Below are 13134 nucleotides of genomic sequence, written 5' to 3'. Positions count from 1 at the left end.
CGAACCCCGGGGCCAAGTCATGTCATCAGGAGCCGTCATCAGGGCTGACGGCGGCCCATCTGTGGTGACTACCAGCGCGGGCGGGGGCCGCCGTGGCCGTAGTCGTCATCCCGCACCTCCTGGCGAACCCGCCAGGCCAGCCGGTCGAGGCGCTGGTCGAGGTCCGACCGTTCCCAGCGGCTCAGGTGGCGGTCGTAGCGATAGCGCGCTTCGATCCGCTTGATCTCCCACAGCTGCTCGCGCAGGCGGCGGGCTTCGCGGTGATTGAGCCGGCCGTTGCGTTCGGCGCGGGCGATGCGGTTCTGGATCTCGTCCTGGCGGGCGTCGATCCCGCCACCGTGGCCGTAGCCGCCATAGCCGCCGCCGTAGCCACCGCCGCCGTAGGGCTGAGCCGCGGCCGGCATCGCCGCCGCGGCGGTTCCAAGGGTCGCAACAGCCGCGACCGCCATCAGCATCTTTTTCATGGGGTACTCTCCATCTGCTTGGTCGCGCTGCCGGGGTGACAACGCTGAGATGGACTTCAACATTTCACCCCTGAAACGAACCTGAGACGTTCGTTGTCTGGCGTTCAGGGAGATGAATGGATCAACGGCCGTGTGTGAGTTCGCCTCTGGGCTCCCTTCTCCCCTCGCGGGAGAAGGTGTCGGCGAAGCCGACGGATGAGGGGGCTCCCAGGTCGTTCAGCCGCGATGAGGAATTGGCGACGGGCAATATCGCAAGCCGGTGCGCCCCCTCATCCGGCGCTTCGCGCCACCTTCTCCCACCAGGGGAGAAGGGAGCCTCACGGCGCACGTCCGCCGGAGTCGGGATGATTTGAAACTTGAGGGGGAAGGGTGTCGGCCGACCAGCTTCCGATGCGGGGGGCTGGGGGGGCTGTTCAGGATCCGGACCGGGGCCGATCAGCCGACATGGGCACTGTGATCGGGCGGTGTGGCCGTCGCTTGCTCGGATTGGGGCGGCAATAGGGCTTTTTCGCTGACCTCGCCCGCCTCGCGCCTCGTTGTGGCGATACCACACACCACCCCAAATCGGCCGCTACGACGTCCCCTTCGGTTGAGTCGGCCGGTTTTCGGGCCGATAGTGCCTGTGAACGGCGGCCACCTCGTGGTCGCCGGGGCGTGGGGCCCTCCGCGGCGCCTCCGGGACATTGCGTCCCGCGCGGATCATCAGAGGCGGCGAAGGCGGTCCCAAGGGGCCGCCTTTTCTGCATTAAACTTCTGTCATCCGGCGCCCAGCCGGGGACAGCCTGCCCCCTCCCCCCTAGAACTGACCTCGGGCTTGTCTGTTCAGGGATCAATCCATTGCGTCTCATCCTGCTCGTTCTCGGTCTGCTGGCCTTCGCCGGCGCGGCCCATGCCGATCCCCTGCGCCAGACCAAGGCGCCGTTCGAGGACAAGTTCCGCCAGCTGGAAGGCGAGGACTGGCCGACCCCCACCGACTATCGCAACGCCGCCGGCGCGCCGGGCTACCGCTACTGGCAGCAGAAGGTGGACTACAAACTGGCCGCCACCCTCGACGAGCCGGGCCGGTCGATCCGTGGCTCGGGCACGGTGACCTACGCCAACAATTCGCCGGACGAGATGCGCTACATCTGGCTGCTGCTCGACCAGAACCGCTTCAAGCGCGACAGCCTCTCCGAACTCTCCGCCACGGTGTCCGGCACGGGCACGATGTCCTACGACGCCATTCGCCGGGCCAAGCGCTTCCAGACCTGGGAAGGCGGTTTCAGCAACCTGAAGATCACCGCCGCCGACGGCACGCCGCTGACGTTCACCGTCGTCGACAGCCTGATGCGCATCGAGCTGCCGACGCCCCTCAAGAGCGGCCAGAGCTTCACCTTCGCCATGGACTGGACCGTGGCCCTGATCGAGACGCGGGTGATCGGCGGCCGTGGCGGCTACGAGTGCTTCACCAAGCCCGACGAGGACGGCAACTGCCTGTTCCTCGGCTCCCAGTGGTTTCCGCGCCTGGCCGTCTATTCGGACTACGAGGGCTGGCACAACAAGGCCTTCCTCGGCGGCGGCGAGTTCACCCTCGAGTTCGGAGACTACGACGTCAGCCTGACCGTCCCCGCCGACCACGTCGTCTCCTCGACCGGAGAACTGCAGAACCCCGGCGAAGTCCTGACCGCCGCTCAGCAGGCCCGGCTCGAGAAGGCCAGGACCGCCGCCGAACCCCTCTACATCGTCACCCCTGCCGAGGCCGCCGCCGCCGAAAAGGGCAAGGCGACCGCCACCAGGACCTGGCGCTTCAAGGCCGACAACGTCCGCGACTTCGCCTTCGCCTCCAGCCGCAAGTTCATCTGGGACGCCGTCGGGGTGAAGCAGGACTTCGCCGACCAGCCGCTGGTCATGGCCATGAGTTTCTATCCCAAGGAAGCCCGCCCCCTGTGGGACGCCTATTCGACCAAGGCCATCGCCCATACCATCAAGGTCTATGGCGAGTTCGCCTTCCCCTATCCCTATCCCACGGCCCAATCGGTCAACGGCCCGGTCGGCGGGATGGAATACCCGATGATCACCTTCAACGGTCCGCGGCCGATCAAGGACAAGAAAACGGGGGCCCTGACCTACACCGACCGCGCCAAGTACGGCCTGATCGGCGTGGTCATCCACGAGGTCGGCCACAGCTGGTTCCCGATGATCGTCAACAGCGACGAGCGCCAGTGGACCTGGATGGACGAGGGCCTCAACACCTTCCTCCAGTTCCAAGCCCAGCAGCGCTGGGACGAGAAGTTCCCGGCCCGCCGGGGCGAGCCGCGCAGCATCGTCGAATACATGGTCAGCAAGGACCAGGTGCCGATCATGGTGCAGTCCGACAGCCTGCTGCAGTTCGGCTCCAACAGCTATGGCAAGCCGGCCGCCGCCCTGGTCATCCTGCGGGAGACGGTGCTGGGCCGCGAGTTGTTCGACTACAGCTTCAAGGAATACGCCCGCCGCTGGCGCTTCAAGCGCCCGACCCCCTACGACTTCTTCCGCACCATGGAGGAGGCCTCCGGCGTCGATCTCGACTGGTTCTGGCGCGGCTGGTTCTACTCGACCGACCACGTCGACATCTCGCTCGACAAGATCGTCCAGGCCCGGGTCGACACCCTCGATCCGGTCCGCGAGAAGGCCCTGAAGGAAGAGCGCGCCAAGCAGGACCCGATCGGCCTGACCAACCTGCGCAACACCGATCCGACCGTGGTCGAGCTCGATCCGAAGGTGCGGGATCTCTACGACAGCACCACCGAGTTCACCGTCACCGAGGCCGACCGCAAGAAGAGCCGCGAGGCCCTCGCCAGGCTGAGCCCGGAAGAGCTGGAGGCCGTGAGGGTCACCGACAACTTCTACCATTTCACCTTCAGCAACCTCGGCGGCCTGGTCATGCCGGTGATCCTGAAGATGGACTTCACCGACGGCACGACCCAGACCGTGCGCATCCCGGCCGAGGTCTGGCGCAAGAACAGCCGCCAGGTGACCTGGCAGTTCGTGACGCCGAAGACCCTCAAGAGCGCCCTGATCGATCCGAACTGGGAGACGGCCGACGCCGATCTCGCCAACAACGCCTTCCCGCGCGCCATCACCCCGCTGACCTTCAAGCCGGCCTCCGACGATCCGGAGAACAACCGCATGAAGGACATGGGCCTGCAGGTGACCCCCGACGGCCTGGCCACCAAACCGGCCCCGAAGAAGGACTAGGCGATGCGCCGCCTGTGGATCACCCTCGCCGCGCTGCTGCTGGCCCTTTCCGGCGGCGGCGCGGCGCTGGCCCATCGCGGCCACGCCACCCTGTCGGTGGTGGTCATCGACGCGGCAACCGGCGAGGTCACCGTCACCCACCGCATGGCCGCCCACGACGCCGAACCGGCCCTGGCCGTCCTCGCTCCCGACGAACAGCCCAGCCTCGACAACGACGCCGCCATGGACGCCTTCGTCGCCCACCTGCGGAGCCACTTCACCGTCGATGGCCAGACCCTGCGCTACGAGCGCCGGGACGCCGAGGGCGACGACCTGACCCTGGTCTACAAGGGCCGGATGAAGACGCCAGTGACGTCCGTGGTCATCGAGGCCGACCTGCTGCCGCAGGTCGATGCCGACATCCCGGAATTCCAGGTCAACGTCCGCCTCGGCAAGGTGACCCGCACCCTGCTCTTCCGTCCGGGCGTCGGCGCGCAGACGGCGGTGTTCGAGTAGGGCTGGCGAAACGATGAATATGTCTAGACATATTCATGTCGCCCCATCCTGGGCAATGGACGCAACCCACCAAGTTACGGTGGTTCCAAGGTGGGTTCGGGGTGGTCTTCCGGTATGACAAAAGCCGCCCAAAAGGCGGTTCCGGGCAGACACCCAGATAGGACTTAGTGTGTTGATTTCGCTGATTTAATTTTCGGTCGCCAAGTGCTATACTGGCGTCGTCGAACTACCCTGTCTTCTTCTGGCCCAGCCATTTCATGACGACCGTCACGGCGAAGCCGATCAGGCAGATGAAGAATGCGACCTTGGCGAGGGTCCCGGCGACGTCGACGACGAAGCCCAGGATGCCCGCGATGATCATGACGAAGAGGAAGACACCGGCGAGTTTCAGCATCCTGCGCTAACGGCGGTCGGAGCCATCGGTTCCGACCGCCGCGCAAGGATCAGGCCAGGGTGCGGACGCCCGGCTCGCGGTCCCAGAACCGCTTGCCGCCGGCGGCGATGAAGTCGGCGCCCAGATCGGTGACGCCCTCGTCCGGCTCCACCCCGGCCTTGTCCAGCAGGGGTTTGGCAGCCGCCGAATGGCCGATGGCCTTGAGGTGGCCGAAGGCGTCCATGACGAACTGCACGGCCGCCGCCTCCTTGAGCAGCATCGCGCAGCCGTCTTCCGACAGCACCACGGCGATGGCGTCCACCATCACCGAGGGCGTGCCGGCCAGCTGGCCGTCGGCCGGCAGCAGCGTGCCGTCGGAGAGTTTCGCGCCGCCGATCCTGGGGGCGATGATCATCGCCTTGCCGCCGGCCTTGGCGACTGCCGTGGTCACCGCCGTGACCTCGGCGGCGTCGGAGCCGTCGGCGATCAGCACCCCGACCTTGCGGCCCTTGAGGGTGTCCAGGTCGAGCGGCCCGCTGATGATCCGCAGGGCCGGCGACAGGTCCATGTCCAGCACCGGGGCGGCGGTCGGGCTGGCCTTGGGCAGCGGCATGTTGAGGCCGTCGGCAACCCGCTTGGCCAGGTCCGGATCGACGTTGACCAGGTTGCCGAGCATCCGCGTACGGATGGCGGCGATCTCGACCTTGGAAAGCTCGAACACCAGGGCCGAGGCCAGGTGGGCCTGCTCCGGGGCGTCGAGGGAGCGGAAGAACAGCCGCGCCTGGCTGTAGTGGTCGGCGAAGCTTTCCGGGCGGATCCGCAGCTTGTCGCCCTGCTCGCTGGCGTCATCGGCGCTCGGGAAGGTCTCGAAACCGGTGACCGGGCATTCGCGCGGCCCGCCGATCTCGCCTTGGTCGGACAGGGAGTTGGGCTCGTAGTTGGCGCGGCCCTTGGGCTGGGTCATCTGCATGTGACCGTCGCGCTGGAAGTTCATCACCGGGCATTTGGGCGCGTTGATCGGGATCTGGTGGAAGTTCGAGGTGCCCAGCCGGCTGTGCTGGGTGTCGAGATAGCTGAACAGCCGGCCCTGCAGCAGCGGGTCGTTGGTGAAGTCGACGCCCGGCACGATGTTGGCCGGGCAGTAGGCGACCTGCTCGGTCTCGGCGAAGAAGTTGTCCGGCCAGCGGTCCAGCACCATGCGGCCGATCGGGCGGACCGGCAGCAGCTCCTCGGGGATGAACTTGGTCGGATCGAGCACGTCGAAGGGCAGGCTGTCGGCGAAGGCCTGGTCGAAGGCCTGGATGCCCAGTTCCCACTCGGGGAAGTCGCCCGAGGTGATGGCCTCGAACAGGTCGCGGCGGTGGAAGTCCGGGTCGGCGCCGGCGATCTTCACCGCCTCGTCCCAGATGGTCGACTGCAGGCCCTGCTTGGGCTTCCAGTGAAACTTGACGAAGGTGGAGACGCCCTTGGCGTTGACCAGCCGGAAGGTGTGGACGCCGAACCCCTCGATGGTGCGCAGGGAGCGAGGAATGGTGCGGTCCGACATCGCCCACATGATCATGTGGGTCGATTCCGGCATCAGGCTGATGAAGTCCCAGAAGGTGTCATGGGCGCTGGCCGCCTGCGGGAAGCCGCGATCGGCCTCCATCTTCACCGAGTGGACGAGGTCGGGGAACTTGATGGCGTCCTGGATGAAGAAGACCGGGATGTTGTTGCCGACCAGGTCCCAGTTGCCTTCCTGGGTGTAGAACTTGACCGCGAAGCCGCGCACGTCGCGCGGGGTGTCGACCGAGCCGGCCCCGCCGGCCACGGTCGAGAAGCGGGTGAAGAGCGGGGTCTTCTCGCCGGCCCGCTGGAAGAGGTCGGCCTTGGTGATGTCGCTGAGCGACTCGTAGAGCTCGAAGAAGCCATGCGCCGCCGAGCCGCGGGCGTGGACGATGCGCTCGGGGATTCGCTCATGGTCGAAGTGGAAGATCTTCTCCCGCAGGACGAAGTCTTCCAGCAGCACCGGGCCGCGCGGGCCGCTCTTGAGCTGGTTCTGGTTGTCGGAAACGCGGATGCCCTGGTTGGTGGTCAGGTGCTCGGCGGTCTGGTGATCGGCGCTCTTGGGCACATGCTGGTGGGTCTCCCCCCCGGCGCCGCGATCGGTCTTGAAACTGCTGTTGTCGGCCATGGGGACGCTCCGCCCGGGGGTTGCTGCTGGCAATCCCAACGGCGGGCCGGCGCGGACGTTCCTAGCCGTTGCGCAGATGGTGCAGGGCGATGCCGACGCTGGTGGCGACATTGAGGGAATCGAACCCGGCGGCCATCGGGATGCTGACGGTCGTGCAGCGCGCGAGGACGGCGTCCGGCAGCCCAGGCCCCTCGGCCCCGGCCAGCAGGGCGGCGCGGGGCGGAACCGGCAGGCGGGCCAGGACCGTCTGGCCGGCCGGGCTGAGGGCGATGGGCTGCAGATTCGCCTGGCCGAGCAGGGCGATCAGGTCCTCGCCCTCAGCCAGCCAGGCGAAGGGCGTGGTCAGCACGCCCCCGACCGAAACGCGGATAGCCTTGCGATACAGCGGGTCGCAGCAGTCGGTATCGAGCAGCACCGCATCGACCCCGAAGGCGGCGGCGTTGCGGAACAGCCCGCCCATGTTGTCGTGGTTGGCGATGCCGACGAGGGCAAGGACGAGGGCCCGCTCGGGCAGGGTGGCGAGCAGGTCCGTGGCCGACGGCGGGTCCCGCCTGCGGCCGATGGCGAGGATGCCCCGGTGCAGGTGGAAGCCGGCAATGGCGTCGAGCACGGCCTGGTCGGCGAGGTAGACCGGCGTGGTTTCTGAAAGGAGATCAAGGGTTTGCGCCAGCTTGTCCTGGCGGCGGGGGTCGATCAGCACCGACACCGCCTCGAACCGGCTGGACCGCGCCAGCAGGTTCAGCACCACCTCCCCCTCGGCCACGAACAGGCCCTGCCGGCCGACGAGGTCGCGCTCACGGATGTCGCGGTAGGGCTCGACGCGGGGGTCGGCGGGGTCGGTGATGGGGATCAGCATCGCCCGCCTCCTCTACCCGTCATCCCGGCCGTAGCGAAGCGAAGAGCCGGGACCCAGGGGCCGCGGCCCCGAATGTCGAATCTGCGCGGCCGGCGCCCCTGCCCTCCCTGGGTCCCGGATAGCCGCTGCGCGGCTTCCGGGATGACAGATCTAGCAGGTGACTCCGTAGCGCCTGCCCAGATCGGCGGTGACTTCCTCGAACTCACGCACGGTGTCGCGGATGATGTCCGCCACTGGCCGGACGCTGTCGATCCGCCCCGCCACCTGGCCGGACAGGGCGATCGAGGCCTCCATGTCGCCGCCGAAGTAGAGCTTCAGGGCGTTGGCGAACTCGGCCATGACGCCGCCTTCCGGCGAGGCCTTTTCGTATTCGGTGGTCTTGGCCGTGCGCAGGGCCCGCAACGCCGGGCCGGGGCCGAAGCGGTTGAGGAAGACGGTGTCGGTCTCCTTGGCTTCGACGATGGCGGTCTTCCAGTTCTCGTGCACCGGCGACTCGGCGGCCGAGACCATGCGGGTGCCCATCTGGACGCCCTCGGCCCCGAGGGCGAAGGCGGCCGCCATGGTGCGGCCATCGGTGATGCCGCCGGCGGCGATGATCGGCACATCGACCTTCGAACAGACCAGCGGCAGCAGCACCATGGTCGCCACGTCGCGCGGGTTCTTGAAGCCGCCGCCCTCGCCGCCCTCGACGATCAGCCCGTCGACCCCGGCCTCGATGGCCTTCAGCGCCGCGCCGAGCGACGGCACCACATGGAAGACGGTCAGACCGGCGGCCTTCAGCTGGCCGCAGTATTTGGCCGGGTCGCCGGCCGAGGTGGAGACGAACTTCACCCCCTGGTCGATGACGAACTGGACGATGTCGGGGTCGCGCACGAAGGCCTGGGCGACGTTCACCCCGAACGGCTTGTCGGTCAGCTGACGCATCTTGCCGATCTCGGCCCGCACCTCGTCGAGCTGGCCGGACGAGGTCTCGATGATGCCCATGGCGCCGGCGTTCGACACGGCCGAGGCCAGCTGGCTGCGGGCGATCCAGCCCATCGGGGCCTGGACGATGGGGTACTGGACCCCGAGCATTTCGGTGATGCGGTTCTTGATCATGGCGTTTCCCTCTCAGGGCGTTGTCCCGCGCTTCACCGTGCGGAAGCCAAGGTGGCTCTGGCCGGTGTCGGGCGGGCCCGGCTGGCGGGCGGCCGGGCGGTAGCGGTAGCAGAAGTTGTCGGCGCAGAGGAACGAGCCGCCCTTGATCAGCCGCGAGCCGTCGCGATAGCGGTCGGAGGTCCACTCCCAGACGTTGCCGGACATGTCGTAGAGGCCATAGGCGCTGGGCGGGAAACAGCCGACCGGCGCGGCCCGGGCCTTGTAGCCGTCCTCCGCCGTATCGATGGCCGGGAACACCCCCTGCCAGGTGTTGGCCTGCGGCTTGCGACCATCGAGCGGCGCGTCGCCCCATTCGTACCTGGCGCCCTCATGCCCGGCCCGGGCGGCGAACTCCCATTCGGCCTCGGTCGGCAGATCACGGCCCTTCCAGCGGGCGTAGGCCAGGGCGTCGTCGTAGGCGATATGGACGACCGGATAGCGCTCGCGGCCCTTCAGGTCGCTGCCCGGCCCCCGGGGATGCTTCCAGCTGGCCCCGTCGATGACCCGCCACCAGCGGGCCGGATTGCCGTCGCCCAAGCCCTCGTCATTGCCGACGAAGACCAGCGAGGAGGGTTTCAGCTGTTCCTTCGGAACCCCCGGGTAGAGGGCCGGATCGGGATCGCGTTCGGAGAGGGTGACGTAGCCGGTCGCCTTCACGAACTCGGCGAACTGGGCGTTCGTCACCTCGGTGCGGTCGATGGAGAAGGGGCCGACGGTGACGGTGCGCTGCGGCCCTTCGTCATCGTGCATGGCGCCGGCGCCCAGGATGAAGGTCCCACCCTTCAGGGCGACGTCGCCGACCGGCTGGGCCGCGCAGACCGGATCGACGGCGACGGGCTTGGCCTTGGGGCCACAGGCGGTCAGGGCCAGGGCGACCAGCAGGCCGGGGCCGAAAAGGAGGCAGGAGCGGTTCATGAGCGTCGCCATTGACGGTCTCGCGGCCGCGCCGGGCGTTGGCCGGCGACGATCGGCAGGGACAGGGGCTCTGGTGGCGGCGGACCAGCCAGCGCCTGTTCGAGCAGGGCCGTCGCTGACGGATCGTCGAGCCAGCCGGTCACCTGGGCCCGGGCGGTCGCGTCGAGGGCCTGGAACCGCAGGCGCAGACGCGCCAGACGCCAGACCCGGTAGGGGCTGACGGGGGTCTCAAAGGCCGCGCCGAAGTGGCTGAAGCGGGCGAGGCGCTCACCCCGGCCCCAGGCCGCCTCATGGGCCGCCATCATCGGCAGGAAGCGGCTGGTGACGGCGAGGGCCAGCCGCTCCAGGCCCGGCGGCGCGCCAGACGCCTGGACCGCTTCGGAAAAGTCGGCGGGGTTCAGGGTCCACAGCCGAGACGTCCAGGCCAGGACCGACGGAGCCCGCTGCGCCATGATGGCGCCAGGCGTCGGGTCCTGGGCAAAATGCCGGAACAGGCCGCCGAACAGGCCGAAGTCCGCCTCCGTCGGTCTCTGGCCCATGACGAAGGGGCGGCTGGCCAGCACCGGCTCCAGGGTATCGAGGATGTCCAGATACTCCTGGCGAACGGCGGAGGCGTTGGCGGCATTGACGCCGTCGCCGGCCAGGTAGGTCCGCCGCTGGCGGGCGATGATCAGGGCGCGCTTGAACCAGCGCGGCAGTGGCAGGGCGCCGAGCATCGTCTCGGCGATCTGCCCGCCCCGCAGCCGGGCGTCCTCGGCATAGGCCCAGCGATAGTAGAGGGCCGGCCGCCAGAGCTGTTCGTCGCCGAAATCCTCGATCAGGCCGGCGATGAAGGCGCTCACAGGCTCTTCGGGCGTGATGGCCGGCTGCGGACGCAGCCCTTCAAGGTGCTCGATGATCCGCGGGCTGTCGGTCAGCCAGCCTTCCGGCGTCTCGATCTGCGGCATCCAGGCCACGCCGGTTGCCGCCGCGCAGGCGCGCAGGTCGGCGGCGCTCATCTCGATCAGACTGTAGGGCTGGCCCTTGGCCCGCAGGTAGGCCTCGATCTTGCCGGTGAAATAGGACAGCGACAGCCCGTGGACGCGCCAGACCTCGCCCGCCGGTGCGGCATCGACGAGGGCCGCCGTCATGGGCCGATCACCCGGTCCACCAGGGTGGCGATGATCCGCTCGGCCTCGTCCACCGAGAGGGTCTGGTCCAGCCGCAGCCGACGCCAGGAATCGAAACTCATCACCAGGTCCATCATCTCGACCAGCACCGCATCGGCCTTGATCTCTTCGGGCAGCAGGGCGGTGGCCATGCTGCGCTGCAGCCGCACCAGGCTCTCATGGGTCTTGTTCAGGAAGGGCGAGCGGGCGCGATGGGCGTCGGCGGCGACCTGGAAGGGCATCATTTCTTCGAACAGCCGCACGCGCCGGTGGATCAGGTTGCGCAGCCGTATCCGCCAGGTCTCGCCGACCACCGGCTCGGCGGCGATGGGGGCCAGACGGGCCAGCATCATGGCGTGCATTTCGCGGTAGAGGCTGTCCATGTCGTTGAACAGCCGGAACACGGTGCGCAGGCCGACGCCGGCCCGGTCGGCCACGGCCTCGGCCGACGGCGCGGGGTTGCCCTCGCGGATCAGTTCCAGCATGGCGGCGACGATGCGGGCCCGGCTGGCCTCGGCCCGCAGGCGGCGGCCGTCTGTGGCGATGGGAGGGTTGGCGGCCATGACCTGCGCAATTGCCGCCGCCGGCGCCTGAAGTCCAGTCTCCGCGGTCATGCGGGGTCGCGGCGCAGGCGTCGGCCGAACTCCCAGCCAAGAGCGAGGCCCAGAACGATCAGGGTCACGATCATGCCGGCGCGGCCGGGAACTTCATGGGGCGGCGGCTTGCTGACAAAGGCAATGTACAGCGCCAGCCCCTGTTTGGCCGCCTCAATGACCAGCAGGGGGACCGCAAAGGCCCGGAAGCGGGCGGCCACCGCCAGATCGATGAGGCCGGCGCCGATCTGGCCAGACCCCGTCATCGCCAGCAGGAAGACGATGGTCTGGCCGCCCTGCGACAGATCGAAGTGGGCGATCGACCCCGCGCCGCTGTCCGGAAGGAAGACATGGAGCCCGCCCCGCCAGAGGTTGAACAGCCCCAGCAACAGCAGAGTCGCAAGCGTCAGGCGCGAGGCCGCTACACCGGGCTGCATTGGATCAGCAGCTGGCCCTTGAGGCCCGCCTTGCGGTGGACAGCCATGGCCGCGACTTCCGGCGAGGTGGCGATCTCCACGAAGGCGGCGCGGCTGGGGTATTCCATGATGGCGGCGACGTCCCACAGCTCGCCGACCTCGCCGATCACCAGATGGTCGATCTTGCTGGAGAAGATGATCCGCCCGCCCTTGGAGGCGACCAGGGCGCTCATCGGCGTCCCGTAGCGCATGTAGGCCTCGCGGCCGCTGATCTTCGGCTCGGCCGGATCGTCGTACTGGGCGATGTCGTGGAATTTCAGCAGGTTGAGCATCTGGATCGGCTGGTCGCCGCCCAGGCCGAGCAGGCCCGTCAGCTGTTCCGGCCTGGGCATGACGTGATTTTCGACATTCATGGTTGGTCTCCGGCGATGAAGGTTTCGATGAGCTGGGCGATCTCGGCCGGCTTGTCTTCCTGCAGGAAGTGGCCACCGCCCTGGATGGTGACGTGCGCCTGCCCCTTGGCCCCGGGCACCCGCTCCTGGAAGGCGCGCTCGCCGCCGCGGGTGACGGGGTCGCCGTCGCTGAAGGCGGTCAGGAAGGGCTTGTCGAAGGCTTCCAGAACCTTCCACGCCGCCAGGTTCTCGGCCACGGAGGCATGCTCGGGCGTCACCGGCACGAAGGTCGGGAAGATGCGGGCCATCGTCTTGTAGGACTCGTCCGGATAGGGCGCGTCGTAGGCGGCGATCTCGGCGTCATCGAGGGTGCGGCCCGAGCCCATGTTGACGAAGGCCCCGGCCGGGAAGACCGGCATGGCCTGGCTGACCTCCAGCCACTGCTTGAAGCCCTCGGTCATGCCCGTGCCGGTCGGCAGGCCGGTGTTGGCGACGATCACCCGGGCGAATCGCTCCGGGAAGGCGGCGACCAGGCGCAGGCCGATCAGACCGCCCCAGTCCTGGCAGAAGAGGGTGATGTTCTTGAGGTCCAGGCCGACCAGCCAGTCGCTCATCCAGGCGACGTGCTTCTCGTAGGAATAGTCGGCCTTGTCGGCCGGCTTGTCGGAGCGGCCAAAGCCGATCAGGTCCGGCGCCAGCACCCGGTGTTTGCCCGACAGCTTGGGGATGATGTGGCGGTAGAGGTAGGACCAGCTGGGCTCGCCATGCATCAGCAGCACGGGGGCGGCGTCGCGCGGGCCCTCATCGACATAGCCCAGGCGCAGGCCGTCCCCGACCGTCGCGTAGTGGGGCGCGAAGGCAAAATCCTTCAGCCCTTCGAACCGGTCGTCCGGCGTTCTCAACACCTGCATCCGCACTGCATCCTCTGATCGCCTTGACGGCATCGATTAATTTGG

The 13134-nt window shown here is 68.2% G+C and carries 13 protein-coding genes; 2 read left to right on the top strand and 11 right to left on the bottom strand.

Going from position 1 to position 13134, the window contains the following annotated elements:
* Positions 1 to 68: 68 nt before the first annotated feature.
* A complete protein-coding gene (locus O5I81_RS07240) occupies positions 69 to 464 on the bottom strand; it encodes a hypothetical protein (RefSeq protein WP_271068275.1) in 396 nt (131 codons plus the stop codon).
* A gap of 837 nt (positions 465 to 1301) precedes the next feature.
* Between O5I81_RS07240 and O5I81_RS07235 the strand changes: the two genes are divergently transcribed.
* Together O5I81_RS07235 and O5I81_RS07230 are read left to right on the top strand one after the other, a co-directional pair.
* Positions 1302 to 3680 carry a M1 family metallopeptidase gene (locus O5I81_RS07235; protein ID WP_271068274.1) on the top strand — a complete coding sequence of 793 codons (2379 nt, stop codon included), beginning with the start codon at positions 1302 to 1304 and terminating at the stop codon, positions 3678 to 3680.
* Between the two features lie 3 nt (positions 3681 to 3683).
* Complete coding sequence (locus O5I81_RS07230) at positions 3684 to 4175, top strand: DUF6702 family protein (RefSeq protein WP_271068273.1); 492 nt, start codon at positions 3684 to 3686, stop codon at positions 4173 to 4175.
* A gap of 226 nt (positions 4176 to 4401) precedes the next feature.
* On the opposite strand, the gene O5I81_RS07225 is transcribed toward O5I81_RS07230, so the two are convergent.
* The 10 genes from O5I81_RS07225 to O5I81_RS07180 all read right to left on the bottom strand — a co-directional run bounded on the left by O5I81_RS07225 (position 4402) and on the right by O5I81_RS07180 (position 13089).
* Positions 4402 to 4569 (bottom strand): hypothetical protein, encoded by a 168-nt coding sequence (locus O5I81_RS07225; protein ID WP_271068272.1) that lies wholly within the window; start codon positions 4567 to 4569, stop codon positions 4402 to 4404.
* Positions 4570 to 4618: 49 nt separating this feature from the next.
* Positions 4619 to 6721, bottom strand: coding sequence for a catalase (locus tag O5I81_RS07220; protein ID WP_271068271.1), 2103 nt, complete (start codon positions 6719 to 6721; stop codon positions 4619 to 4621).
* 61 nt (positions 6722 to 6782) lie between these two features.
* Complete coding sequence (locus O5I81_RS07215; protein ID WP_271068270.1) at positions 6783 to 7577, bottom strand: RNA methyltransferase; 795 nt, start codon at positions 7575 to 7577, stop codon at positions 6783 to 6785.
* A 150-nt stretch (positions 7578 to 7727) separates the two neighbouring features.
* Complete coding sequence (locus O5I81_RS07210; protein WP_271068269.1) at positions 7728 to 8675, bottom strand: nitronate monooxygenase; 948 nt, start codon at positions 8673 to 8675, stop codon at positions 7728 to 7730.
* Positions 8676 to 8687: 12 nt separating this feature from the next.
* Positions 8688 to 9641 (bottom strand): formylglycine-generating enzyme family protein, encoded by a 954-nt coding sequence (locus O5I81_RS07205; RefSeq protein ID WP_271068268.1) that lies wholly within the window; start codon positions 9639 to 9641, stop codon positions 8688 to 8690.
* Positions 9626 to 10759, bottom strand: a complete 1134-nt coding sequence (locus tag O5I81_RS07200; protein ID WP_271068267.1) for a glutathione S-transferase N-terminal domain-containing protein — start codon at positions 10757 to 10759, stop codon at positions 9626 to 9628. Before O5I81_RS07200 ends, O5I81_RS07205 begins: the two co-directional genes overlap by 16 nt.
* A complete protein-coding gene (locus O5I81_RS07195) occupies positions 10756 to 11340 on the bottom strand; it encodes a TetR/AcrR family transcriptional regulator (protein WP_271068266.1) in 585 nt (194 codons plus the stop codon). The genes O5I81_RS07200 and O5I81_RS07195 overlap by 4 nt, the downstream gene beginning before the upstream one ends.
* A 47-nt stretch (positions 11341 to 11387) precedes the next feature.
* Positions 11388 to 11807: a hypothetical protein gene (locus O5I81_RS07190; protein ID WP_271068265.1), complete on the bottom strand. Its 420-nt coding sequence runs from the start codon at positions 11805 to 11807 to the stop codon at positions 11388 to 11390.
* Positions 11792 to 12199 carry a DUF1330 domain-containing protein gene (locus tag O5I81_RS07185; protein WP_271068264.1) on the bottom strand — a complete coding sequence of 136 codons (408 nt, stop codon included), beginning with the start codon at positions 12197 to 12199 and terminating at the stop codon, positions 11792 to 11794. Before O5I81_RS07185 ends, O5I81_RS07190 begins: the two co-directional genes overlap by 16 nt.
* Positions 12196 to 13089 carry a haloalkane dehalogenase gene (locus O5I81_RS07180; RefSeq protein ID WP_271068263.1) on the bottom strand — a complete coding sequence of 298 codons (894 nt, stop codon included), beginning with the start codon at positions 13087 to 13089 and terminating at the stop codon, positions 12196 to 12198. The genes O5I81_RS07185 and O5I81_RS07180 overlap by 4 nt, the downstream gene beginning before the upstream one ends.
* Positions 13090 to 13134: the final 45 nt, after the last annotated feature.

Origin of the sequence: Caulobacter sp. NIBR1757, assembly GCF_027912495.1 — a bacterium.
Lineage (GTDB): Bacteria > Pseudomonadota > Alphaproteobacteria > Caulobacterales > Caulobacteraceae > Caulobacter.
The sequence above is the reverse complement of the archived record's forward strand: the minus strand, read 5'-3'. Positions and strand labels throughout refer to the sequence as shown.

Coding starts and splice junctions, on each gene's coding strand:
- O5I81_RS07220 (WP_271068271.1), bottom strand. CDS start 6,721: ATGGCCGACAACAGCAGTTTCAAGACCGATCGCGGCGCCGGGGGGGAG.
- O5I81_RS07195 (WP_271068266.1), bottom strand. CDS start 11,340: ATGGCCGCCAACCCTCCCATCGCCACAGACGGCCGCCGCCTGCGGGCC.
- O5I81_RS07230 (WP_271068273.1), top strand. CDS start 3,684: ATGCGCCGCCTGTGGATCACCCTCGCCGCGCTGCTGCTGGCCCTTTCC.
- O5I81_RS07240 (WP_271068275.1), bottom strand. CDS start 464: ATGAAAAAGATGCTGATGGCGGTCGCGGCTGTTGCGACCCTTGGAACC.
- O5I81_RS07210 (WP_271068269.1), bottom strand. CDS start 8,675: ATGATCAAGAACCGCATCACCGAAATGCTCGGGGTCCAGTACCCCATC.
- O5I81_RS07190 (WP_271068265.1), bottom strand. CDS start 11,807: ATGCAGCCCGGTGTAGCGGCCTCGCGCCTGACGCTTGCGACTCTGCTG.
- O5I81_RS07200 (WP_271068267.1), bottom strand. CDS start 10,759: ATGACGGCGGCCCTCGTCGATGCCGCACCGGCGGGCGAGGTCTGGCGC.
- O5I81_RS07215 (WP_271068270.1), bottom strand. CDS start 7,577: ATGCTGATCCCCATCACCGACCCCGCCGACCCCCGCGTCGAGCCCTAC.
- O5I81_RS07180 (WP_271068263.1), bottom strand. CDS start 13,089: ATGCAGGTGTTGAGAACGCCGGACGACCGGTTCGAAGGGCTGAAGGAT.
- O5I81_RS07205 (WP_271068268.1), bottom strand. CDS start 9,641: ATGGCGACGCTCATGAACCGCTCCTGCCTCCTTTTCGGCCCCGGCCTG.
- O5I81_RS07225 (WP_271068272.1), bottom strand. CDS start 4,569: ATGCTGAAACTCGCCGGTGTCTTCCTCTTCGTCATGATCATCGCGGGC.
- O5I81_RS07185 (WP_271068264.1), bottom strand. CDS start 12,199: ATGAATGTCGAAAATCACGTCATGCCCAGGCCGGAACAGCTGACGGGC.